The organism is Vibrio splendidus (assembly GCF_001557875.1).
Lineage (GTDB): Bacteria > Pseudomonadota > Gammaproteobacteria > Enterobacterales > Vibrionaceae > Vibrio > Vibrio splendidus_F.
This window is the reverse complement of record NZ_LNRF01000004.1, coordinates 21,744-44,603: the sequence shown is the minus strand read 5'-3', so window position 1 is coordinate 44,603 and position 22,860 is coordinate 21,744. Positions and strand designations below refer to the sequence as shown.

The window sequence follows — 22,860 nt, the reverse complement described above, 5'->3', positions numbered from 1 at the left end:
TGAAAAATATGATTAAAGCAGCAGGTTTAGGCCTTGTAGTTCTTAGCTCTTCTTTCTTTGCAACAGCTGCTGAAGCTGCGCAAAAAGTGGGTTATGTAAACACTGCACAAGTATTCCAGGCTCTACCTCAGCGTGAAGTTGTTCTTCAAAAAATGCAGGAAGAGTTCAAAGATAAAGCGGCTGAGTTACAGAGCATTCAAGCTGAAGCAAAGACTAAGATTGAAAAGCTTAAGCGTGATGGCGAACTACTTGGCCCTGACGAAGTTGAGAAGCTTCGTATTGAAGTAGGCCAACTTGACAGCAAGTACAAAATCAAAGCTCAAGCACTAGAAAAAGCAAGTCAACGCCGTGAAGCACAAGAGAAGCAGAAGCTGTTCAAAGTGATTCAAGATGCTGTAACTAAAGTTGCAGAGAAAGAAGGCTACGACATGATCGTTGATATTCAAGCTCTACAATACGGTAAGCCTGAATACAACATCTCTGAGCAAGTAATTAAATCACTGAAATAAGTTTTATGAAGAATCTGACTTTAGCCGAATTGGCAACGATTACCGGGGGAGAGCTACACGGAGACGGTACGATTACCATCTCAGCAGTCGCTCCTATGGATAAAGCGCAAGAAGGTAACATTACGTTCCTTTCTAACGTGAAGTACAGCAAGCACCTAGGTGACTGTAAAGCATCCGCTATTATGGTTAAAGAGAGTGAGCGCGAACTGTGTAAGACCAACGTTATTGTGGTTAGTGACCCTTACGTTGCTTTTGCTAAGGTAGCTCAAGCGCTTGATACTACTCCTGCACCCGCAGCGGCTATTGCTGATTCTGCTTCAATTTCAAGTGATGCAACAATTGGACAAAATGTGTCTATTGGTGCGAACGCGGTGATTGAGTCTGGTGTAGTACTTAGTGATGATGTGATCATCGGTGCTGGTTGCTTTATTGGTAAAAATGCAAAAATTGGCGCAGGCACTAAGCTGTGGGCTAACGTAAGTGTTTACCATGAAGTGGTGATTGGTGAAGCATGTCTGATCCAATCAAGTACTGTTATTGGCTCTGATGGCTTTGGCTATGCGAACGAGAAAGGCGAATGGGTTAAGATCCCGCAAGTCGGTTCAGTTCGCATTGGTAACCGTGTAGAAATTGGCGCGTGTACTACCATCGACCGCGGTGCATTAGATGACACAATCATTGAAGACAACGTTATCCTAGATAACCAACTTCAGATTGCTCACAATGTTCACATCGGATATGGTTCAGCTCTTGCTGGTGGTACTATCATTGCAGGCAGCACGACGATAGGTAAGTACTGTATTATTGGTGGTGGTAGTGTGATTAATGGTCACATTGAAGTTACTGATGGCGTTACAATCACCGGTATGGGGATGGTAATGCGCAGCATCACTGAGAAAGGCATGTACTCTTCGGGTATTCCTTTACAGCCAAACAAAGATTGGCGTAAAACAGCAACGCGTGTTCATCGTATTGATGAAATGAACAAGCGTTTGAAAACCGTTGAAAAACTTATCGAGAAGAGCGCGGAATCATAATTCCAGCATTTCTAATAAAAGGCTCGCGTACAGCGAGTCTTTTTCGTTTATAATCCTTCTAATTAAATAAAGAATATACATAGGAATACGACTTTGACTACTGAACAGACAACGATGAACATTACTGAAATTCAGGAACTATTACCTCATCGCTACCCATTCTTAATGGTTGATCGTGTGACTAGCTTTGAAAAAGAAAAAACACTGACTGCAATTAAGAATGTCTCTGTTAACGAACCTCAGTTCACAGGCCACTTTCCTCAGCTTCCTGTATTCCCAGGCGTGTTGATCTTAGAAGCAATGGCACAAGCAACAGGCCTTCTAGCATTTAAATCTTTCGGTGCGCCTTCTGGTAATGAGCTGTACTACTTTGCTAGTGTAGATAAAGCTAAATTCCGTAAGCCAGTAGTGCCAGGTGACCAACTGGTTATCGAAGTAGAATTCTTAAAAGAGCGTCGTGGCATCGCATCGTTTAACGGTGTTGCTAAAGTTGACGGCGTAGTTGTATGTTCAGCTGAACTTAAATGTGCTCGTAGAGAGTTTTAATATGATTCATGAAACAGCGAAAATTCACCCGGCAGCAGTAATCGAAGGTGATGTAACTATCGGTGCTAACGTGACAGTTGGGCCTTTCACTTACATTGCTGGTAACGTGACAATTGGTGACGACACTGAAGTGATGTCGCATGTTGTGATCAAAGGTCATACAACCATTGGCAAAGAAAACCGTATCTTCCCACATGCAGTTATTGGCGAAGAAAACCAAGACAAGAAATACGGTGGTGAAGAGACAACAGTTGTGATCGGTGATCGCAATGTGATCCGTGAAGCGGTTCAAATCCACCGTGGTACGGTTCAAGACAAAGCAACCACAGTAATTGGTGATGACAACTTACTTTGTGTTAATGCTCACGTAGCACACGATGTTATTGTTGGTAACCACACTCATATTGGTAACAACGCTATTCTTGGCGGTCACGTAACGGTTGGCGACTACGCTGGTGTAATGGCGCTTTCTGCGATTCACCCATTCTGTTCGATTGGTGCTTACGCGTACATTGGTGGCTGTTCTGCTGTAGTTCAAGATGTACTGCCGTACGTGCTTGCACAGGGTAACCATGCTGCTCCATTCGGTCTTAACTTAGTGGGCTTGAAGCGTAACGGATTTGAGAAACCAGAAATTCGTGCACTACAGAAAGCGTACAAAGAGTTATACCGTTCAGGTAAAACACTTGAAGAAGCGAAAGCGGCTTTAGTTGAAATGGCAAAAGAGTTTGCTTCGGTAGCTCCTATGCTAGAAATGCTAGAGAGCTCTGAGCGCGGTATTATTCGTTAATACTTGATGTGGTTATGTACCAATCAATGTGAGTATGACAATAATTACTTCATCAGAATGGTATAACAAAAAGATCGCTACTTGTTAGGCGGTCTTTTTTGTTTTAGGCAAGAAGGGAATTGGAAAACTATGGCACAGCAAGAAGCAGCAACCAATAGCTCGGACTTTGTTTCGAATGAACCACTGCGCGTAGGTATTGTTGTCGGCGAACTCTCTGGCGACACGCTTGGTGAAGGCTTTATCAAAGCGATCAAATCACAATACCCAAATGCTGAGTTCGTTGGCATTGGCGGGCCAAAAATGAAGGCGCTCGGTTGTGAGTCTCTTTTCGAGATGGAAGAGTTGGCCGTTATGGGCTTAGTTGAAGTGCTTGGCCGTTTACCTCGTTTGTTGAAGGTAAAAGCAGAGCTAGTTAAGTATTTCACTCAAAACCCGCCTGATGTGTTTGTAGGTATCGATGCGCCCGACTTTAACCTAAGGCTTGAGTTAGATCTTAAGAATGCTGGCATCAAAACGGTGCATTACGTGAGCCCCTCAGTATGGGCTTGGCGTCCAAAGCGTATCTTTAAAATCGATAAAGCAACCGACTTGGTATTGGCTTTCTTGCCGTTCGAAAAAGCGTTCTACGATAAATATAACGTTGCCTGTGAGTTTGTTGGTCACACGTTGGCAGACGCGATTCCTTTAGAACCGAGTAAACAGAATGCGCGAGAGCTTTTAGGTCTTGATCAAGACAAGCAGTGGTTAGCCGTATTGCCGGGCAGTCGTGGTGGTGAGATGAGTTTGATTGCTCAACCATTTATCGAAACTTGCCAGCGTATTAAGCATAAGTATCCGGATGTCAATTTTGTTGTTGCGCTCGTTAATGAGCAGCGTAAAAAGCAGTTTACTGAAATCTGGCAATCGACCGCACCTGAGCTTGAATTCACGTTAGTCGAAGATACGGCAACCAACGTGATTACCGCTGCTGATTCTGTGCTCTTGGCTTCAGGTACCGTGGCTCTTGAATGTATGTTACTTAAACGCCCTATGGTGGTTGGTTACAAAGTAAATAAGCTGACAGGTTACATTGTTAAGAAGTTGGCGATCACTGAGTTTGTATCATTGCCGAATATCTTGGCTGGGGAAGAGATCGTCAAAGAGCATATTCTTGAAGAGTGCCACCCAGACTTTTTGTTCCCATCTGTCGATAAGATGCTATCAGCCGATAACAGTGCCTTGATCGAACGTTTTACCGAGATGCATCACTGGATCCGCAAAGACGCAGACAAACAAGCCGCTAACGCGGTATTGAAGTTGATTGACCGACCTTTTGTTGAAGCATAAAGCGCTTACTTACAGAACATTAAGAGATTAGTTATGGCAGTAAAAGAGAAAAAAGAGCTTCCTCCTTTTGAGTACCCGCAAGGTTACCAGTTGTTTGCTGGTGTGGATGAAGTAGGCCGTGGTCCTTTAGTTGGCGATGTAGTGACCGCTGCGGTTATCCTCGATCCAAACAACCCAATCGAAGGGTTGAACGACTCAAAGAAATTATCTGAGAAAAAGCGCCTAGCTTTGCTTCCAGAAATTAAAGAGAAAGCTCTGGCATGGTCTGTTGGTCGTTGTTCTCCACAAGAAATTGATGAGTTGAATATTCTGCAAGCGACGATGGTTGCTATGCAGCGAGCTATCGCAGGGTTGAGCGTTCAACCTGATATGGCGCTAATCGATGGAAACCGTGTCCCAGAACTGCCAATGGACGGTCTTGCTATTGTAAAGGGTGACTTGCGAGTGGCTGAAATCAGTGCGGCGTCTATTATCGCTAAAGTCGTTCGAGACCAAGAGATGGAAGAGCTTGATAAACTCCATCCGGAATTTGGTTTTGCTAAGCATAAAGGTTACCCGACTAAAGCGCATTTCGAAGCGATTGAAAAACATGGCGTAACCGAGCACTACCGTAAGAGCTTTAAGCCAGTAAAACGTATTCTTGGCATAGATTAGAGCGTATTGATTAAGCTCTATATTGACTAGAGCTTGACGTTAACTAGAGCTGGGCATCGAATAAAGTTGCTAACTTGCGATAGAAAAAAATAGAATACACACAGTTGTAATCCTAGGCTCAAACCTAGAACTCAGGAAAAATAATGTCAGATCCAAAATTTGTTCACCTACGCGTACACAGTGACTTTTCGATGGTGGATGGCCTATCCAAGGTGCCACCATTAGTTAAAAAAGTCGCTGAAATGGGTATGCCTGCTCTAGCATTGACCGACTTTACCAACCTGTGTGGTTTAGTGAAGTTTTACGGTACTGCCCATGGGTGTGGGGTTAAACCAATTATTGGTGCTGACTTCTTGATGCAATCTCCGGAATTCGGTGACGAGTTGACCAAGCTCACAGTCATTGCAACGGACAATAAAGGTTATAACAATCTAACGCTGCTTATCTCAAAAGCCTACCTTCGCGGTCATGTTCAGCATCAGCCTGTTATTGATAAAGAGTGGCTAATTGAGAATGCAGAAGGCCTGATCATTCTATCGGGCGCCAAAGAAGGTGAGATTGGTAAGGCGTTACTGAAAGGTAACCGTGACTTGGTTGCAAGCAGCGTCGAGTTTTACAAAACGTACTTCGCCGATCGTTTTTACTTGGAACTGATTCGTACCGGACGACCGGATGAAGAGTCATACTTACACTTTGCATTAGAGCTTGCTGAACAAGAAGACCTACCTGTTGTCGCAACCAACGAAGTGGTTTTCCTAACGGAAGATCTGTTTGATGCTCATGAAATCCGCGTGGCGATCCATGACGGCTTCACTATGGTCGATCCTCGTCGCCCTAAAAACTACAGCGCGCAGCAATATCTACGCAGTGAAGAAGAGATGTGTGAGCTGTTCTCAGACATTCCAGAAGCACTAGAGAACAGTGTTGAGATTGCCAAGCGTTGTAACGTGACCGTTCGTCTAGGTGAGTACTTCCTACCTAACTTCCCTACGGAAGGTTTGGCGATTGAAGACTTCTTGATCAAAAAATCTGAAGAAGGTCTTGAACGACGTTTGGCGTTCCTATTCCCTGACGAAAAAGTTCGTGCTGAGCGTAGACCTGAATACGATGAGCGACTTAAGATAGAGCTCGAAGTTGTCAATAACATGGGTTTCCCTGGCTACTTCTTGATCGTAATGGAGTTCATCCAGTGGTCAAAAGACAACGATGTGCCAGTAGGCCCAGGACGTGGTTCTGGTGCCGGCTCTTTGGTGGCTTACGCGCTTGATATCACCGACCTTGACCCGCTTGAGTACGATCTACTTTTCGAACGTTTCTTGAACCCAGAACGTGTATCGATGCCCGATTTCGATATCGACTTCTGTATGGATAAGCGTGACCAAGTTATTGATCACGTGGCTGAAATGTACGGTCGTGATGCCGTTTCTCAGATCATCACCTTTGGTACCATGGCGGCAAAAGCGGTAATCCGCGACGTAGGCCGTGTACTGGGTCACCCGTTTGGCTTTGTCGATCGAATTTCAAAGCTTGTACCGCCAGACCCGGGTATGACGCTAGAGAAAGCATTCCTTGCTGAACCTGCATTGCCAGAGCTTTACGATGGCGATGAAGAAGTTCGTGAGCTGATTGATAAGTGTCGCATTCTTGAAGGTTGTACGCGAAATGCGGGTAAGCACGCGGGTGGTGTTGTTATCTCACCCACCACGATCACCGATTTTGCGCCAATCTATGCCGATGCCGAAGGTAACTTCCCAGTAACGCAATTCGATAAGAATGACGTTGAAACCGCGGGTTTGGTTAAGTTTGATTTCTTGGGTCTGCGTACCCTGACCATCATCGATTGGGCACTAGGTCTCGTAAACCCTCGCCTGAAGAAAGAGGGTAAAGAGCCGGTTCGTATCGAGTCGATTCCTCTTGATGACCAAGCATCGTTCAACCTATTACAAAATTCTGAAACCACCGCGGTATTCCAGCTGGAATCGCGTGGTATGAAAGACCTGATCAAACGTCTACAGCCGGACTGTTTTGAAGATATTATCGCATTGGTAGCCCTGTTCCGTCCGGGCCCTCTGCAATCAGGCATGGTAGATAACTTTATCGACCGTAAGCACGGCCGAGAAGCCGTTTCATACCCTGATGAAACGTGGCAGCACGAATCGCTTAAAGAGACACTAGAACCAACGTACGGCATCATCCTGTATCAAGAACAGGTAATGCAGATAGCACAGATCCTGGCTGGTTATACGCTTGGCGGAGCGGATATGTTGCGTCGTGCGATGGGTAAGAAAAAGCCAGAAGAGATGGCAAAGCAGCGTGGTACCTTTAAGGAGGGTGCTGAAGCCAATGGTGTTGATGGTGAACTGGCCATGAAGATCTTTGACTTGGTTGAGAAATTTGCGGGCTACGGCTTTAACAAATCTCACTCGGCTGCATATGCACTGGTTTCTTACCAAACGCTATGGTTGAAAACGCACTACCCAGCAGAGTTTATGGCTGCGGTAATGACAGCGGATATGGATAACACCGAGAAGGTTATTGGCCTTGTTGATGAGTGTTTCCGTATGAAGCTCAAGCTTTTACCACCAGATATCAACTCGGGTCTGTACCGCTTTAACGTGGATGAAGATGGCGCAATTGTTTATGGCATCGGTGCAATCAAAGGGGTCGGTGAAGGCCCTATTGAAGCAATCATTGAAGCGCGAAATAAAGGCGGTTATTTTAAAGACTTATTCGACTTCTGTGCACGTCTTGACCTGAAGAAGGTTAATAAACGTGTTATCGAAAAGTTGATTCTATCCGGAGCCTTAGATAGATTAGGTCCTCACCGAGCTGCGATGATGGCCTCTTTGAAAGATGCGGTGAAGGCCGCGAGCCAACATCACCATGCCGAGTCTTTTGGTCAATCTGATATGTTTGGTGTGTTGACTGACGCTCCAGAAGAGGTTGAGCACAAGTATACCCAAGTGCCTAAATGGCCTGAGAAGGTTTGGCTTGAGGGTGAACGTGAAACGCTTGGTTTGTATTTAACGGGTCACCCGGTTAACGCTTACATCAAAGAGTTAGCGAAATACACCAGCTGTCGCTTAAAAGATGCCACGCCAACGCGTCGTGACCAATCACTAACGATTGCTGGCTTGGTGATTGCTGCGAGAGTGATGACCACTAAGCGCGGTACACGAATCGGTTTGATGACACTTGATGACCGTTCGGGCCGAATGGAAGTGATGTTGTTCTCGGATGCGCTCGATCGCTACGCAGAATTGCTCGAAAAAGACAAAATTGTGGTCGTTTCCGGACAGGTCAGCTTTGATGATTTCAATGGCGGGCTTAAAATGTCCGCGCGCGAGGTCATGGACTTAGGAAGCGCCCGTGAGAAATATGCTCGTGGGGTGTCGATATCTATCGACCAATCCCAAATTAACGGTCAATTTTTTGAACGCTTTAGTCAAATCTTAGAACCTTATAGAGCCGGAACGGTCCCAGTCAATGTATACTACCAGCGTGCCGACGCTAGAGCGCGGTTAACATTGGGCACAGAATGGCGTGTGACGCCAAGTGATACATTACTAGACGAATTAAAACAGCTGCTTGGAAATAGCCAAGTAGAACTCGAATTTAACTAAAATTTAGCTTCGCGAATGCGGAGCTGAATCAACAAGGATTCATAGATGAGCCTGAACTTTCTAGAATTTGAAAAGCCTATCGCTGAACTTGAAGCAAAAATCGAAGCGCTACGTGACGTTTCGCGTCACGGTGGTGACACTGCGGTAGATCTAGACAAAGAAATCGAACAACTAGAGAAAAAAAGCTTAGAGCTTAAACAGAAAATCTTTAGTGACTTAGGTGCATGGCAGGTAGCTCAACTTGCTCGTCACCCTCAACGTCCTTACACCAAAGATTACCTGGAGCATGCATTCACAGAATTTGAAGAGATGGCGGGCGATCGCGCTTACGCTGATGACAAAGCAATTGTGGGTGGTATGGCTCGTCTAAATGGCCGTCCTGTTATGGTTATTGGTCACCAGAAAGGTCGTGAGACTAAAGAGAAAGTGATCCGTAACTTTGGTATGCCAAAGCCAGAAGGTTACCGTAAGGCGCTACGTCTAATGGAAACCGCTGAGCGTTTCAACATGCCGATCATTACTTTCATCGACACGGCGGGTGCATACCCAGGTGTAGGTGCTGAAGAACGCGGTCAATCTGAAGCTATCGCAAAAAACCTAAAAGTGATGGCTGGCCTTTCAGTTCCAGTTATCTGTAACGTGGTTGGTGAAGGCGGTTCTGGTGGTGCACTCGCGATTGGTGTTGGTGACTACGTGAACATGCTTCAGTACTCAACGTACTCGGTTATCTCTCCAGAAGGTTGTGCTTCAATCTTATGGCGTGATTCAGATAAAGCTCCACAAGCTGCTGAAGCGATGGGCCTAATTGCTCCTCGTCTTAAAGAGCTTGAGCTTATCGACGAAATCATTCCTGAGCCTCTAGGCGGCGCGCACCGTGACCCAGCACAAACCGCTCAGAACATGAAAGACATGTTAGTCAAACAGCTAGAAGAGCTAGAGCAGTTCGACAACGAAACGCTGCTTGAGCGTCGTTACCAGCGTCTAATGAGCTACGGCTACTGCTGATAACTTGCCTTAGCGATAAGGCTAGCTACACGAACAAGTTGATGAAAGGGTTGGACTCAGTGCCAACCCTTTTTTATTATTAAAACATTATCTCTTCACACACGATCTCTTGGTTTATTAGCCTCATGACACACTTAATTGATACCTTCACATCTGTACTTGATCAAAGTGCGCTTAAGCCTTGTCGGTTGGTCGTCGCTTTCAGTGGTGGTGTCGATTCACGAGTGTTGTTGGAGTTGGCTGCGCAATATGCTAAGTCCCATCACATTGAGTGCTGCGCGGTACATGTTCACCACGGCTTAAGCAACAATGCTGATCACTGGGCAGAGCAGTGCCAAACATGGTGCGATGCTTTGTCGGTATCCTTGTTCATTGAACGAGTCTCGCTAGATATTAGCCGTGGAGAAAGTGTTGAAAAGCTGGCTCGAGACGCGCGATACCAAGCCTTTAAAAAGCATATTAGACAGGGTGATGTATTAGTTACAGGTCAACACATCGATGACCAAGTAGAGACTTTCTTGTTGGCGTTGAAGCGTGGCAGTGGTCCGAAAGGGCTCTCTTCAATGGCGAAAGTAATGCCGTTTGCTAATGCTTATATCGTTCGCCCACTGCTGTCAGTGACGAGAACGGATATTGAAGGGGCGGCGCGTGATATGGCGTTAACTTGGGTGGAAGATGAGAGTAATCAAGACGTTCGCTTTGACCGCAATTTTATTCGTCATCAAGTCACTCCTGCATTGACCGAGCGTTGGCCTAGTTTCCGAGAGTCAGTCAGTCGTAGTGCTCAGCTATGTGCAGAGCAAGAGTTACTGTTGGATGAGTTGTTAGAACCTCACTTACAGCAAGCTTTAGGTGGCAATCAAAGTCAAAGCATGAGCATAGCAGTACTATCTCAGCACTCTGATTTACTGCGTGCACGCTTATTGAGAATGTGGCTGAACCTCTGTAATCAACCGATGCCGAGCCAAAAGCAGCTCAAACTTATATGGGATGAGGTGGCATGCGCTCAGGTAGACGCCAATCCTAAGCTCGTGTTGAATGAGGTTGAGGTTAGACGTTTTAATCATCAGCTCTATGTAGTCAAAGAGACCAAAGACTTGTCGAACTGGCAAAGCGATATCTCGATGGAAGATAGCTTAGTTTTGCCTGATGATTTAGGGGAGCTACACTTAATTTCGGCGGCGAGTCATGGTGTATCTAACCAGTGTGATGCGCAACGTTTTAGTCTCAACACAACGAGCGGAACACTACGAGTGATCTTTAACCCTGAGGGATTGTCAGCACACCCTGTTGGGCGCGGTCATAGCAGGAAGCTGAAGAAGTTGTTTCAAGAGTACCAAGTACCCAGTTGGTTAAGACGCAGAACGCCGATATTAATGGATGGCGATCGAGTGATCGCTGTTTTAGGCATATTCGTAGATAAAAACTACGAAGGTCAAGATTGTGAAGCGCTTTGGAGCAAGTAGAAAAAGTTTGTGTCACAATTCACCGTCACTTTAATAAAAATAATTAATGGAATATACAATGAAGAAAATTACACTAGGATTAGTTCTTGGATTTGGACTATTGAGTGGTAACGCTCTGGCGGGTGATGTTGCTGCGGGTCAAGCTAAAGCAGCAATCTGTGCGGCATGTCATGGTGCAGATGGTATCGCGATGATCCCGGGTTACCCAAACCTTAAAGGTCAAAACGAGCAATACATCGCTTCATCAATCAAGGCATACAAGACCAAACAGCGCACCGGTGGTTTGGCAGCTGTAATGCAGGCTCAAGCTTCGATGCTGAGTGATGAAGACATCGCTAATCTAGCCGCTTACTACGCAAGCCTTAAGTAAAATCTTCTCAAAGCGCTGATTAAACAAGATGATAAATTTCGAGCCAGAGCTTTAAAGCTCTGGCTTTTTTCATTGAATGTTTACTATAGCTAACCGATAATGAGCCATTCGCACAGTTTAAGGGATGAACATGAAAAAGATTGAAGCCATTATCAAGCCATTCAAACTTGATGATGTACGTGAAGCACTTGCAGAAGTGGGTATTACGGGTATGACAGTATCTGAAGTTAAAGGCTTTGGACGTCAGAAAGGTCATACTGAGCTATATCGTGGCGCAGAGTACATGGTCGACTTTTTACCTAAAGTGAAATTAGAAATTGTTGTGACCGACGAAGTGGCTGACCAATGTGTTGATACCATTATCGAAACGGCGCAAACAGGTAAAATTGGCGACGGTAAAATCTTCATTACTGACGTTGAACGTGTGGTACGTATTCGTACTGGTGAAGAAGACGAAGACGCCGTATAAAAAAACTATTACCCTAAAAGGAGCGTTTATCGCTCCTTTTTCATTTTTGGTAGGGTGCTGTATGTTTAAGAAAACCATCATTGTTATCACATTGCTGATAACGCTTGTTGTCGTTAGTTTTCACTTTATCTTTGTGATACCGAATAAACCCAACCTGATCACTTCCTCTCAAAGTACCAGCAACGACATCTACAGCTGTTACCAAAACTCTGCACCGAAAGCGATTGATGTGTCTGACGGCTTAGATATTACGGTGTGGAATATCTACAAGCAAAACCGCAGTAATTGGCAGAGTGAGTTGAATAAGCTGTCAGCAGGTAGCGATTTGGTTTTGCTGCAAGAAGCGAGTATGACAGAAGGGCTTCGCCAATGGGTGACAAGTGGTCAGTGGGGAAGTACACGTGTTAATGCGTTTGAAGCCTTTGAGAAAAGTGCTGGTGTACTTAACTTAGCGACGCATTTACCGATCGAAGCTTGTGCTTATACTCATGAAGAACCTTGGCTTCAATTGCCTAAATCCGCGCTTTGGTCTCGTTACCTGCTCAGTAATGGCGAAGAACTGGCGGTGATTAATATTCATGCTGTGAACTTTACCTTTGGTACGGAAGATTACGAGGCTCAGCTCAAGAGCTTAACTGACAATCTGCAAAAGTATCGTGGGCCTGTTATTTTTGCTGGGGATTTTAATAGTTGGAGTGAGGCTCGCTTCGCTGTATTGAAAGATGCGTTGGAAAAGGTTGGTTTGACAGAGGTTACTTTCGACCCAGATGATCGCACTCAATTTATTACGGGTTTAGTGCTAGACCATGTGTTCTATCGAGGGCTAGAGGTAGAAAAAGCAAAAGCGCCCATTACGGACGCTTCTGATCATAACCCAATGCGAGTGACGTTTAAGGCTAAATAGACGAGTGAATTTTCGCTAGCCTTCTTTTTATCTCCTCAGCTTAGAAGATTAAAATGTAGAGCGCCCAGATTAGGTAGTAGCCAATCCATGGTAAGCCAGAAATTACCAATGCTTGACCACGTTCAAACTCAGTCCAAGTTAATACCGCTGCATAACCCAGTACGATGTACCATGGTAATAATAGTGGCAACGAGCTAGCAAACTGTGACCACTCATTGGTTAGTGGTAACTTAATTAAGCCATTTAAGCTGTTCAAGTCAGCTGCGTAGTTCATCACATGCCCATGCTTAAGTATCAGGCTTGCGTAGCTCGCAATGTCGCCTAAAACTGCAGGGAAGATGATAACGGATGCCGCTGCAAACCATCGCCAAAAGCTATGTTGATGTTGGCTTGGCTTAGTTGCGAGGTTAAACCAGAATGCCAACAAAACGATGGTTAGCGTTCGGCTAAATACGTCGTTGATGATTTCACTTGCGAGTAAGGTATTGCTGTCGAGTAACGCCAATTGGTCAGGGTTAGTTTGAGCCAGTTGTTGTGACAACTCAGCACTTAGCCATGCAAAATCTACATTCGAAAAATAAGCACCCCAAAACAAAAAGGGGCTGAGCATTAATACGACGTAGGGTTGCCATCCCCAAGCACTTCGTTGATAAAGCGCTAAGAAACACGCTGTTGGTGAACGGAATATATCCAACAGCATGACGAGTGGGTTACTTGACGGGTTCATACACTTACCTTAGTTACATCAACATACAGCTTCAGTTTTTGTCCTGGCTGTAGGTATTTCTTGTTCTGCAAAGCGTTCCATTTTACAACATCTGCACTTTTTACTTTGAACTTTGATGCAATACCGCTGACTGTGTCACCTGATCTCACGTTATAAAAGATCGTACGGATGATGGCGCCGTCTGAACCATTCTTCCAAATGACCAGTTCTTGACCAACTCTAAGCGTGTCGCGTGGTCCCATGCCATTCCACTTAGCCAGTGACTGGTGAGAAACCTTATTTGCGCGTGCAATCGTCCATAGGCTGTCACCACTTCTTACAGTATGGCTGAGCTTATATTGACCACGACTCTTCGACTGTGTGCTTGCTAGGCGATTTGAGGCGCTTAGGGCGTATGCCTTGTCGTCTTTGGTGGATGTTGGGATAAGTAAGTGCTGGCCGATACGAATATTATTGTTGCTCAAACCGTTTGCAGAGCGGATCACTTTGCTGGTGGTGTTATATTTACTTGCCAGTACGCTAATGCTGTCACCAGACTCAACCTTGTAGCGCACCAACTTCATGCCTTTACCTTTATTGGCAGCCACTTCTTTGTTGAATTTCTCAATAGCATCCAAAGGCAACAATAATTGTTGGTGTTTCTCTGGTGCAGTCGCCCACTGATTGTAAGCAGGGTTATAGCCTTGAAGCTCTTTTACTGGGATACCTGCGTAGCTTGCAGCAATCGCTAAATCAAGCTGTTCATTTGGGTTAACCAGAGTCAGTACTGGTTTATTTGGAATCGCAGGGATATCAATACCGTATTTTTCTTGGTTGGCAATCACGTCAGCCAGAGCAAGTAGCTTAGGTACGTAGCTGCTGGTCTCTTTTGGCAAATCCAGAGAGAAGAAGTCGATTGGCTTACCAAGCTTCTTGTTCTTGCGGATTGCGCTGTTTACACGTCCACCACCACTATTGTAGGCAGCGATTGCGTGTTGCCAGTTGCCATCAAAACGTTTGTTTAGGTCGGTTAGGAAATCCAATGCAGCATCAGTTGAAGCGGCAACATCTCGGCGACCGTCGTACCAGAAGTTCTGTTCTAGTCCGTAAGCTTCACCGGTGCCTGAAATGAACTGCCATAAGCCAGCGGCGCTACCGTGAGAATACGCAAATGCATCAAATGAGCTTTCAACAACGGGCAACAGTGCCAGTTCTAAAGGCAGGTCTCTTTCTTCAATCTTGGTGGTGATCAAATAAAGGAAAGGCTCTGCACGTTTTGATACGGTTTTTAGATGACTAGGGTGTTTAAGATACCAAGTTCGGTAGTAGTCGACCTTCTTTTGGTCGGGCACTTCCATTTCAAGTTGCATTGCAATACGTTTCCAAACATCTTGTTGTGTTTGTGGAGTAACGACAGGTGCTTCAACTTTTGGTTCTTTTTTGGTCGCATCTGGTGAAACGTTCGCTTGAGAAACTTCTTTAGTAGGAGAGGTGTTGGTTTGCTTGGAAGCTTGGTCTGGATTCTCTGACTGAGTTAATTGGCAACCAGAAAGTAGTAATACCAAAGCCCAGCTGTACTTAACTCGCATGTTACAGCCTTTTTAATAAACGGCCGATGATAATACTTGCCACCCCCTATGAGTGACAAGTCTGTATTTGTTAAAATTCGTTCTTCCACGCACGTAAAGCGGCAAATACTGATAAAGGATCCGTTTGCTCAGTACGATTAGACACTGATTTCACTACACTTGGCTCGGTATAGCGCAAGAAGGGGTTAACAAATTTCTCTTGTCTCAAATTTGTGGGGATGGTCGACTTATTTTGGGCGCGAAGTCGGTTCACTTGGTCGCGATATTGCTGAAGATGTTGGTTATCAGGTTCAACCGCTAATGCGAAAGCGATGTTCGCTGCTGTGTATTCATGCGCACAGTAAACTTCGGTTTCTTGGGGAAGGGCTGTTATCTTATTCAATGCATCGAACATCTGTTGTGGTGTGCCTTCCATGATGCGGCCACAGCCCGCAGAGAACAACACGTCGCCACAAAATAGTTTAGCATCGCCCACATAACCAATGTGCCCTGCGGTGTGACCACTGAGCCCTAGTACGAGGAATACTTCGCCAAACAGTTCTAATTGATCACCATCATCGACCGGATGAGTTAAGGTGGGGATAGGTTCATTCCTTGGACCCACGACATCCACGCCGGGAAATTGTCTAACTAGTTCTGGAACGCCACCAATGTGATCGTGGTGGTGGTGCGTAATCAAGATTGCATCTAAAGTTAGCTCATGGTGCGCTAAGTACTCTAATACTGGAGCCGCATCACCAGGGTCGACGACAGCACAACGGCGATCGCTATTTTGAATCAGCCAGATGTAATTGTCGTTAAATGCAGGTATGCTTTTGATATGTAACATTATTGGTTCTCCAGTCACTTTTAGTGAGACAGAATAAGTGAGACAGGTTATTGATGAAGCCAGCACGTAGCAGAAAGAAGTTTGAACGTCCTTACACTTGGGCGCAATTGCACAATGGGGACTGGTTGAGAGAATCTATTCAAACTCGACTCGATGAGTGGTGCCCAAAGCTATTTGGTTACCATATGCTCAAGCTTGGCGGTCTCAGTAGTGAGATTTCTAGCTGCACATGCAACATTCAACATCAAGTAAACCTAGATATCCAGAACCCATTACATAATGTGATAGCGGATGGCTATAATTTACCCTTTTTGGAGAAAAGCTTTGATGTTGTGGTGTTGAGTCATCAGTTAGATTATAGCAATGACCCGCATCGCTTATTGAGAGAAGTCGATCGAGTGATGATGGACGATGGCTATATCATTATCACTGGCTTTAACCCGATCAGTGTTACTGGGCTTGCCAGTTTGATGCCTTGGCGAAAGAACAGCTTGCCTTGGAGTGGGCGTATGTACACGCCTAATCGAATTAAAGATTGGTTAGGTGTACTTAATTATGAAGTGATTCATTGTGACACCTACGCACTGTTTCCGATGAGTAAGTATCAAGCAATGTGGACGTGGTTGGAGAACAGCTTGGGTAGCTGTGCCTCCTTCGCCGGAAGCCAACACTTCATTGTTGCTCGTAAACGTACTTACCCGCTTAAACCTATTAAGCCACATTGGCACCTTAAGCGACGCTTCTCGCCTGTTGGAGCGAGTTTTAGAACCAACACGCGCCGTACAATGGATTCAGCTAAAGCTTCATATCCGTTAAAAACAGAAAAAGCCGACTAGTTGTCGGCTTTTCATCTATTAGTTCTGTTAAGAAACTATCCATTAGTTTAAGGCGTTATCAATGAGTTTCAGGAACAATAAATCGTTTTCTGAAATGTACGTCTAACTTCAAAAGATGATTAGTTTGGTTGATAGCCCGTATCTTCTTGAGTCGGATTTTCCGCTGCGTTTCTTGCTAAATCATCACACATCTCGTTTTCTCTGTGTCCTGCGTGTCCTTTTACCCAGCGCCAATCCACGCTATGGCGAGCAGTTTCTTTATCGAGCCTTTGCCACAGATCGGCATTTTTAACCGGTTTCTTATCGGCTGTTTTCCAGTCTCGCTTTTTCCAGTTGTGAATCCACTGTGTGATGCCTTGACGCACATATTGGCTATCTGTGGTTAGAATCACAGAGCAAGGTTCTTTGAGGGCTTGGAGAGCAACGACAGCGGCGAGCATTTCCATACGGTTATTGGTTGTTAGCGTGAAGCCTTCTGCTAGCGTCTTCTCGACTTTTTTGTAGCGAAGTACGATGCCATAGCCACCGGGACCTGGGTTGCCTAAACAAGAACCATCAGTGAAAATTTCAACTTGTTTCGTCATGATTTGATACTATTACCTCAAGCACATTATCGGCATAGTCTGACACAGTTATCCTTATGAATACCAGTAGCACTCCAGAACAAAGCACGAACGAAAAAAACAGTTCGAACGAAAATAAGCGCATTGTTGTACTCGATACCGAAACCACCGGTATGAATACAGAAGGTGGCCCTCACTATATGGGGCACCGCATCGTTGAAATTGGTGCAGTAGAGATCATCAACCGTAGGTTGACTGGGCGTCATTTTCACGTCTACATCAAGCCTGATCGTGCGATTCAAGAAGAGGCGATTGGTGTTCACGGTATTACCGATGAATTCTTGATTGATAAGCCGGAATACCAAGATATCCATAAAGAGTTTCTCGACTTTATCAAAGGTGCTGAGCTGGTGGCTCATAACGCGCCCTTCGATACGGGCTTTATGGACTATGAGTTTGAGAAGCTTAATCCAGCGATAGGTAAAACGGATGACTACTGTAAAGTTACCGATACCTTGGCGATGGCGAAGAAGATATTCCCAGGGAAAAGAAACAACCTAGATATCTTATGTGACCGTTATGGTATTGATAACTCGCACCGTACTCTCCACGGCGCATTGCTCGATGCGGAGATCCTAGCCGACGTCTACTTATTGATGACGGGTGGTCAAACTTCGCTGCAATTTAATGCTGGTCAACAGGAAGGCGAAGCGGAAAGCATACGAAGAGTAGAAAGTGGTCGAAAATCCCTAAAGGTTTTACGAGCTACGGCCGATGAAGTAGAAGCGCATCAAAGTCGTTTAGATCTCGTCGAGAAAAGCGGAAGCTGCCTCTGGCGTCAGTAGGGAGAAAGTATGTTAAGGGTATTGGCTACCGGTTGCTTATTGCTGTTAAGCTTTGGCTTACATGCAGCAACAGAATCTGTAATGAGTTTATTGGACAACCGTTTTCGAGTTGATCCCAGTATTGAACAAGTCACCTTTGTGATTTATCGAGCCGATAACTCTAAATCTGTCGTTTTGGTTCGCCCGGATGGCAAGAAATACTACTCTTGGCGCAATGCTGATAATGTCCGTTGGTACGAAGAATCGTCCATGGACATTATATCTATCGACAATCCGATGCCCGGCCCTTGGCAAGCAATAGGTAATGTCTCACCTAAGAACAATATCAAGCTCCTGTCTCACCTTGTTTTAGATGCTAATGAGTTTCCCGACAAGTTGTATCAGACTGAGCGCATTAAATTTACCGCCCGTCTCACCTCTGATGGCAAGCCTTTGGTGCTGCGTGATTTTCTCGATCGCGTGAAGCTCAAGGTGACGTTTACTAAGTTTGTCGAAAACGAAGAGTCTTTAGTAAGAGAAGCGCGCCCGGTGCCTGTTGTGATGGGCGAGTTTGCCGATGATGGCGCTGATCTTGATGAAAAAGCCGGAGATGGTGTGTTCACTGTCTCTTTACCAATTGATATTGAGCCTGGTAAATACAGAGCGCGTATTACTTCTGGCAATGGCGTATTCCTGCGAGCGCAAGAGCAAGAAGTATTGGTTTATCCAACACCAATTACTACCACCTTCATTCAATCACGAAAAGAGGGCTTACCTCATACTATTGTGGTGTCTGGTGAGCAGGGGATGATCGCACCGAGCTCGTTAGCGGTTCATGTTGAGCACAAGGCTCCTGATGAGTATGTGATGTACAAGCAGGGGCAAGCTGAAGTTGACGCAATGAAAGTTGCTTTAGAGGTGCCTTACAATGGCGATTTAGGCATATATAATTGGTCAGGGGTGGTTTATGCCACTGATGCTTCAAGTCAGCGCCCACTGACCTTTCCAATTACCGAGCAGTCGTACAGCGTTGTTGAAGATATCGACTTAGCAGAGTCTCGACGTCTTCAAGAAGAAGCGCTTGCTGAACAGAAGCGTATCGCAACAGAGTTGATGATCCTTAAAAAACGTGAAGATGACAGACAGCGCAGTATGATCATTATTGCGGTGGGCAATGTGGTTGCGATTCTGTTAGGTCTACTGATTTGGTTTGTGGTTCGTAAAGTGACAGCCAAGAAAAGAGCGCTACCTGAGATGCAGCTCAAGGCACCAAAGTAATTCGTTCGCGTCATTGAGCTATTCGGAGATCAAAAACATTCGTGCTCATAATAGTACTGAGAATAAAAAAACGGGACTCATAGGAGTCCCGTTTTTGTTCTAGTCCAGAGCCTAGGCGACGTTATCAATCGATTGATCTGGGTACTGAGACTTTGCTGCAAGCTCCTCTGGTGAGAAGTCATCCACGTTAATCGTGTACAGTCTATGTTCCTCTGCGCTAATCAGAAGATTTGCTTCTTCTTGCGTTAAGATACCTTTTTCAAGTCCCAACTGAGCAACAAGATCAAGTCGTAAGAAGGCACGTTTTTGATGTGTTTCTTTGCAGACTTTGTCGAACAGAGGTTCAGCTTGAAGAATCACTTCTAGTGCTTTTTCAATCTTACCTACTGGGTTGTATTCCGTTGCTTCCAGGTATTGGCCGCGACCGATACGAGAGCGTGTTTCACTTGGTGTTTGTAGAATGTGCGCGACTTTGCTATCCAGTTTGTCGTTTGGTGCACGACGGATACGGCCAAATGGCATTATCACAACACGAAGCAGACGACCAATCACCGGGTTAGGGAAGTTCGCTAAGAACTCATCAATCGCCACTTCAGTCTGACGTAAACTATCTTGCATCCCCCAATGTACTAACGGCAGATCTTCAGCATGGCTGCCTTCGCTTTCAAAGCGTTTCAGCGTTGCTGAGCCGAGGTAAAGTTGACTCAGGATATCCCCTAGTCTTGCTGATAAACGTTCTCTACGCTTCAGTGAGCCACCTAGAACTGCCATTGAGATATCAGACAGTAGCGCTAGGTTTGCACTGTAGCGGTTTAGCTGTTGGTAGTAACGTTGAGTCTGTTTATCTGTTTTATTTGAAGGTGTTGGCGCATCTGAACCACGACCATCGGTTAAACCAAACCACAAGCTGCGGACTAGGTTACTCATAGTAAAGCTAACGTGTCCTGCTAACGCTGAATCAAACTTATCAAGCGCATCGCTGCTTTCAGAATAAGCCGCTTCCATTTCGTTAAGTACGTAAGGGTGACAGCGAATCGCACCTTGACCATAGATGATCATTGAACGAGTCAGGATGTTTGCGCCTTCAACCGTAATCGCGATAGGCGAACCTTGGTAGCCACGAGCTAGGAAGTTCGAGGGACCCAAACAAATGCCTTTACCGCCGACGATATCCATCGCATCAATGATGCTGCGTTGGCCACGGTGAGTACAGTGGTACTTAACGATTGCAGAGATAACTGAAGGCTTTTCGCCAAGGTCGATACCTGCAACGGTTAGGTTACTTGCAGCGTCCATTACATAAGCGTTACCAGCAAGGCGTGCAAGTGGCTCTTCAACCCCTTCCATGCGACCAATCGGTTGTTTGAACTGACGACGGATACGAGCGTAAGCACCCGTTGCCAACGCTGCTGATTTAATACCACCTGTTGAGTTTGAAGGCAGTGTGATACCACGACCAACCGACAGACACTCAACCAGCATGCGCCAGCCTTGGCCTGCCATTTTCTGGCCACCAATGATGAAATCGATAGGCACGAAGATATCGTCGCCTTGCGTTGGACCGTTCTGGAAAGGTACGTTTAGTGGGAAGTGGCGGTTGCCAATTTCTACGCCTTTTAAATCGGTTGGGATAAGCGCACAAGTGATACCAAGATCTTTTTGATCACCAAGCAGGCCATCCGGGTCTCGCAGTTTAAAAGCCAAGCCTAATACCGTCGCGACAGGTGCTAGGGTGATGTAACGCTTGTTCCAAGTTAGGCGCATGCCCAATACCTCTTCGCCTTCCCATTCGCCTTTGCATACAACACCGTAATCTGGGATTGAACCTGCATCTGAACCGGCTTCTGGACTGGTTAGGGCAAAACAAGGGATCTCTTTACCTTCCGCTAGGCGCGGCAGGTAGTGGTTTCTTTGTTCTTCAGTACCGTAGTGTTGTAATAGCTCACCGGGGCCTAATGAGTTAGGTACGCCAACCGTTGATGACAATACGCTAGAAACGCCGGTTAGCTTCTGAAGAACCAAAGATTGAGCGTAAGCCGAGAATTCTAAACCGCCGTATTTTTTCTTGATGATCATGGCGAAGAATTTGTGGTATTTCAGGTATTGCCATACTTCTGGTGGCAAATCAGCAAGCTCATGAGTCACTTGGTAATCATTGACCATTTCACACACGGTATTTACTGGACCATCTAAAAACGCTTGCTCCGCTTCAGAGAGCTTCGGGTCAGCAATGTTCTGAAGTTTCTTCCATTCAGGTTTTCCTTTGAACAGCTCTGCTTCCCACCATACTGTGCCAGCTTCTAGTGCCTCTTTTTCTGTCTGGGACATCGCCGGTAGAACTTTCTTAAACAAAGAGAGCGCTTTTTGACTGATTAGGGTCTGACGAATTGCCGGTACAGCAAAGATCGCAATAGCTAAGAGATAACAAAGCCAGCCAGTGACAGCCACGCCGCCAAACAGTGTTAATGCTACCATTGCGCCAGTTAATACAATTAATGCACGTACCAGACTAACTCTATGGTAAAGACAGACGCCTAAGATAGCTGTCATGCCGAGTAGGGAGAGCAATATGTTCATGATCGATTTCCTTTTCAGAGATCACTTATTGTTATTAAGTTTTAGGTAAGAGGTCTAACCAGTCAAGTGTAAACAAAATATTAAATATTTGTAAAACTCCAAAGTGAATAAAAAGTGATCTGAGTAGAGCTAAAGTTCTAATTGTGAGAGGTCGGTGGCGAATATTTGGACGAATTTACAGTGAGACCCTAATTAAGGTGGCAATCTTTGGGCTTAAGTGTCGACACTATTTCATGTTTGTGGGTAAACTCAGCTATAAAGAGGGGAAAACCCTCAGTTCTCATTTCGCGTACTTTAAGTTACGTCAAAAAAATAAGAGATAAGCCTTATGTACCAAGACCTAATCAAAAGTGAATTAAACGAAGCTGCTGACGTTCTTAACAAGTTTTTGAGTGATGACCATAACATCGCTCAAATTGAAGCGGCGGCAAAACTGATTGCTGACTCATTCAAGCAAGAGGGCAAAGTGCTTTCTTGTGGTAACGGTGGTTCACACTGTGATGCAATGCACTTTGCGGAAGAGCTTACTGGCCGATACCGTGAAAACCGTCCAGGTTACGCTGGTATTGCGATTTCAGATCCAAGCCACTTGTCTTGTGTGAGTAATGATTTTGGCTACGACCACGTATTTTCGCGTTATGTAGAAGCGGTAGGTCGTAAAGGTGATGTGTTGTTCGGTCTGTCGACTTCAGGTAACTCTGCCAATATTTTAAAAGCGATTGAAGCCGCTCAAGCTAAAGGCATGAAGACGATTGCATTGACGGGTAAAGATGGCGGTAAAATGGCTGGTTGTGCTGATATCGAAATCCGAGTGCCACATTTTGGTTACGCAGACCGGATCCAAGAGATTCACATCAAGATCATCCACATTGTGATTCAGCTTGTTGAAAAAGAGATGGAATAATAGTTTTACAGACATTTGGAGCTCTGTTTAGGCTCCATTGGTTTTAATAGGGAGT

The 22,860-nt window shown here is 45.3% G+C and carries 21 protein-coding genes; 16 read left to right on the top strand and 5 right to left on the bottom strand.

Annotation, left to right across the window (positions count from 1 at the left end):
* Window positions 1–8 precede the first annotated feature (8 nt).
* The 12 genes from ATB74_RS11575 (at window position 9) to ATB74_RS11520 (ending at window position 12,699) form a co-directional block, all read left to right on the top strand.
* Window positions 9–509 carry an OmpH family outer membrane protein gene (locus ATB74_RS11575; RefSeq protein ID WP_004734343.1) on the top strand — a complete coding sequence of 167 codons (501 nt, stop codon included), beginning with the start codon at window positions 9–11 and terminating at the stop codon, window positions 507–509.
* Window positions 510–514: 5 nt separating this feature from the next.
* Window positions 515–1,546, top strand: coding sequence for a UDP-3-O-(3-hydroxymyristoyl)glucosamine N-acyltransferase (lpxD, locus tag ATB74_RS11570; protein WP_061018608.1), 1,032 nt, complete (start codon window positions 515–517; stop codon window positions 1,544–1,546).
* 93 nt (window positions 1,547–1,639) lie between these two features.
* Complete coding sequence (gene fabZ / locus ATB74_RS11565) at window positions 1,640–2,092, top strand: 3-hydroxyacyl-ACP dehydratase FabZ (RefSeq protein ID WP_009847408.1); 453 nt, start codon at window positions 1,640–1,642, stop codon at window positions 2,090–2,092.
* Between the two features lies 1 nt (window position 2,093).
* On the top strand, window positions 2,094–2,882 hold the full coding sequence (lpxA, locus tag ATB74_RS11560; protein ID WP_060982523.1) for an acyl-ACP--UDP-N-acetylglucosamine O-acyltransferase: 789 nt from the start codon (window positions 2,094–2,096) through the stop codon (window positions 2,880–2,882).
* A 129-nt stretch (window positions 2,883–3,011) separates the two neighbouring features.
* A complete protein-coding gene (lpxB, locus tag ATB74_RS11555; protein WP_061018606.1) occupies window positions 3,012–4,208 on the top strand; it encodes a lipid-A-disaccharide synthase in 1,197 nt (398 codons plus the stop codon).
* A gap of 33 nt (window positions 4,209–4,241) precedes the next feature.
* Window positions 4,242–4,862 (top strand): ribonuclease HII, encoded by a 621-nt coding sequence (rnhB, locus tag ATB74_RS11550; protein WP_048606660.1) that lies wholly within the window; start codon window positions 4,242–4,244, stop codon window positions 4,860–4,862.
* 143 nt (window positions 4,863–5,005) lie between these two features.
* Window positions 5,006–8,485: a DNA polymerase III subunit alpha gene (gene dnaE, locus ATB74_RS11545; protein ID WP_048616172.1), complete on the top strand. Its 3,480-nt coding sequence runs from the start codon at window positions 5,006–5,008 to the stop codon at window positions 8,483–8,485.
* A 45-nt stretch (window positions 8,486–8,530) separates the two neighbouring features.
* Complete coding sequence (gene accA, locus ATB74_RS11540) at window positions 8,531–9,490, top strand: acetyl-CoA carboxylase carboxyl transferase subunit alpha (RefSeq protein ID WP_017060731.1); 960 nt, start codon at window positions 8,531–8,533, stop codon at window positions 9,488–9,490.
* Between the two features lie 125 nt (window positions 9,491–9,615).
* Window positions 9,616–10,956 (top strand): tRNA lysidine(34) synthetase TilS, encoded by a 1,341-nt coding sequence (tilS, locus tag ATB74_RS11535; protein ID WP_061018605.1) that lies wholly within the window; start codon window positions 9,616–9,618, stop codon window positions 10,954–10,956.
* Between the two features lie 58 nt (window positions 10,957–11,014).
* Entirely contained in the window at window positions 11,015–11,326 is a 312-nt protein-coding gene (locus tag ATB74_RS11530) for a c-type cytochrome (protein WP_061018603.1), read from the top strand.
* 130 nt (window positions 11,327–11,456) lie between these two features.
* The gene (gene glnB, locus ATB74_RS11525; RefSeq protein WP_004738609.1) at window positions 11,457–11,795 is read left to right on the top strand and encodes a nitrogen regulatory protein P-II; all 339 of its coding nucleotides are present in this window, start codon (window positions 11,457–11,459) and stop codon (window positions 11,793–11,795) included.
* A gap of 61 nt (window positions 11,796–11,856) precedes the next feature.
* Window positions 11,857–12,699, top strand: coding sequence for an endonuclease/exonuclease/phosphatase family protein (locus ATB74_RS11520; RefSeq protein WP_061018602.1), 843 nt, complete (start codon window positions 11,857–11,859; stop codon window positions 12,697–12,699).
* A gap of 40 nt (window positions 12,700–12,739) precedes the next feature.
* On the opposite strand, the gene ATB74_RS11515 is transcribed toward ATB74_RS11520, so the two are convergent.
* From ATB74_RS11515 to gloB, 3 genes are all read right to left on the bottom strand, one after another.
* Window positions 12,740–13,426, bottom strand: a complete 687-nt coding sequence (locus ATB74_RS11515; RefSeq protein ID WP_061018600.1) for a YIP1 family protein — start codon at window positions 13,424–13,426, stop codon at window positions 12,740–12,742.
* Complete coding sequence (locus ATB74_RS11510; RefSeq protein WP_061018598.1) at window positions 13,423–14,994, bottom strand: LysM peptidoglycan-binding domain-containing protein; 1,572 nt, start codon at window positions 14,992–14,994, stop codon at window positions 13,423–13,425. Before ATB74_RS11510 ends, ATB74_RS11515 begins: the two co-directional genes overlap by 4 nt.
* Before the next feature lie 70 nt (window positions 14,995–15,064).
* Window positions 15,065–15,823, bottom strand: coding sequence for a hydroxyacylglutathione hydrolase (gene gloB, locus ATB74_RS11505; protein WP_060982516.1), 759 nt, complete (start codon window positions 15,821–15,823; stop codon window positions 15,065–15,067).
* Between the two features lie 53 nt (window positions 15,824–15,876).
* On the opposite strand from gloB, the gene ATB74_RS11500 reads away from it, so the two are divergent.
* On the top strand, window positions 15,877–16,659 hold the full coding sequence (locus tag ATB74_RS11500) for a class I SAM-dependent methyltransferase (protein ID WP_061018596.1): 783 nt from the start codon (window positions 15,877–15,879) through the stop codon (window positions 16,657–16,659).
* Window positions 16,660–16,778: 119 nt separating this feature from the next.
* Here ATB74_RS11500 and rnhA read toward each other — a convergent pair whose 3' ends face one another.
* Window positions 16,779–17,243 carry a ribonuclease HI gene (gene rnhA / locus ATB74_RS11495; protein WP_061018594.1) on the bottom strand — a complete coding sequence of 155 codons (465 nt, stop codon included), beginning with the start codon at window positions 17,241–17,243 and terminating at the stop codon, window positions 16,779–16,781.
* 56 nt (window positions 17,244–17,299) lie between these two features.
* Here rnhA and dnaQ point away from each other — a divergent pair, with 56 nt between their 5' ends.
* Window positions 17,300–18,067 carry a DNA polymerase III subunit epsilon gene (dnaQ, locus tag ATB74_RS11490; RefSeq protein WP_017060722.1) on the top strand — a complete coding sequence of 256 codons (768 nt, stop codon included), beginning with the start codon at window positions 17,300–17,302 and terminating at the stop codon, window positions 18,065–18,067.
* A 9-nt stretch (window positions 18,068–18,076) separates the two neighbouring features.
* Window positions 18,077–19,324, top strand: coding sequence for a TIGR03503 family protein (locus tag ATB74_RS11485; protein ID WP_060982514.1), 1,248 nt, complete (start codon window positions 18,077–18,079; stop codon window positions 19,322–19,324).
* Between the two features lie 111 nt (window positions 19,325–19,435).
* Here ATB74_RS11485 and fadE read toward each other — a convergent pair whose 3' ends face one another.
* Entirely contained in the window at window positions 19,436–21,901 is a 2,466-nt protein-coding gene (gene fadE, locus ATB74_RS11480) for an acyl-CoA dehydrogenase FadE (protein ID WP_061018592.1), read from the bottom strand.
* A 328-nt stretch (window positions 21,902–22,229) separates the two neighbouring features.
* Between fadE and lpcA the strand changes: the two genes are divergently transcribed.
* Entirely contained in the window at window positions 22,230–22,805 is a 576-nt protein-coding gene (gene lpcA / locus ATB74_RS11475; RefSeq protein ID WP_017063379.1) for a D-sedoheptulose 7-phosphate isomerase, read from the top strand.
* The last annotated feature ends 55 nt before the right edge of the window (window positions 22,806–22,860 follow it).

What these genes read in the sequence shown, in the direction of transcription:
- dnaE (WP_048616172.1), top strand. Translation starts at nt 5,006, where the DNA reads ATGTCAGATCCAAAATTTGTTCACCTACGCGTACACAGTGACTTTTCG.
- gloB (WP_060982516.1), bottom strand. Translation starts at nt 15,823, where the DNA reads ATGTTACATATCAAAAGCATACCTGCATTTAACGACAATTACATCTGG.
- glnB (WP_004738609.1), top strand. Translation starts at nt 11,457, where the DNA reads ATGAAAAAGATTGAAGCCATTATCAAGCCATTCAAACTTGATGATGTA.
- ATB74_RS11520 (WP_061018602.1), top strand. Translation starts at nt 11,857, where the DNA reads ATGTTTAAGAAAACCATCATTGTTATCACATTGCTGATAACGCTTGTT.
- lpxA (WP_060982523.1), top strand. Translation starts at nt 2,094, where the DNA reads ATGATTCATGAAACAGCGAAAATTCACCCGGCAGCAGTAATCGAAGGT.
- dnaQ (WP_017060722.1), top strand. Translation starts at nt 17,300, where the DNA reads ATGAATACCAGTAGCACTCCAGAACAAAGCACGAACGAAAAAAACAGT.
- ATB74_RS11500 (WP_061018596.1), top strand. Translation starts at nt 15,877, where the DNA reads ATGAAGCCAGCACGTAGCAGAAAGAAGTTTGAACGTCCTTACACTTGG.
- lpxD (WP_061018608.1), top strand. Translation starts at nt 515, where the DNA reads ATGAAGAATCTGACTTTAGCCGAATTGGCAACGATTACCGGGGGAGAG.
- lpxB (WP_061018606.1), top strand. Translation starts at nt 3,012, where the DNA reads ATGGCACAGCAAGAAGCAGCAACCAATAGCTCGGACTTTGTTTCGAAT.
- tilS (WP_061018605.1), top strand. Translation starts at nt 9,616, where the DNA reads ATGACACACTTAATTGATACCTTCACATCTGTACTTGATCAAAGTGCG.
- ATB74_RS11510 (WP_061018598.1), bottom strand. Translation starts at nt 14,994, where the DNA reads ATGCGAGTTAAGTACAGCTGGGCTTTGGTATTACTACTTTCTGGTTGC.
- lpcA (WP_017063379.1), top strand. Translation starts at nt 22,230, where the DNA reads ATGTACCAAGACCTAATCAAAAGTGAATTAAACGAAGCTGCTGACGTT.
- ATB74_RS11485 (WP_060982514.1), top strand. Translation starts at nt 18,077, where the DNA reads ATGTTAAGGGTATTGGCTACCGGTTGCTTATTGCTGTTAAGCTTTGGC.
- rnhB (WP_048606660.1), top strand. Translation starts at nt 4,242, where the DNA reads ATGGCAGTAAAAGAGAAAAAAGAGCTTCCTCCTTTTGAGTACCCGCAA.
- ATB74_RS11575 (WP_004734343.1), top strand. Translation starts at nt 9, where the DNA reads ATGATTAAAGCAGCAGGTTTAGGCCTTGTAGTTCTTAGCTCTTCTTTC.
- ATB74_RS11530 (WP_061018603.1), top strand. Translation starts at nt 11,015, where the DNA reads ATGAAGAAAATTACACTAGGATTAGTTCTTGGATTTGGACTATTGAGT.
- ATB74_RS11515 (WP_061018600.1), bottom strand. Translation starts at nt 13,426, where the DNA reads ATGAACCCGTCAAGTAACCCACTCGTCATGCTGTTGGATATATTCCGT.
- rnhA (WP_061018594.1), bottom strand. Translation starts at nt 17,243, where the DNA reads ATGACGAAACAAGTTGAAATTTTCACTGATGGTTCTTGTTTAGGCAAC.
- fadE (WP_061018592.1), bottom strand. Translation starts at nt 21,901, where the DNA reads ATGAACATATTGCTCTCCCTACTCGGCATGACAGCTATCTTAGGCGTC.
- accA (WP_017060731.1), top strand. Translation starts at nt 8,531, where the DNA reads ATGAGCCTGAACTTTCTAGAATTTGAAAAGCCTATCGCTGAACTTGAA.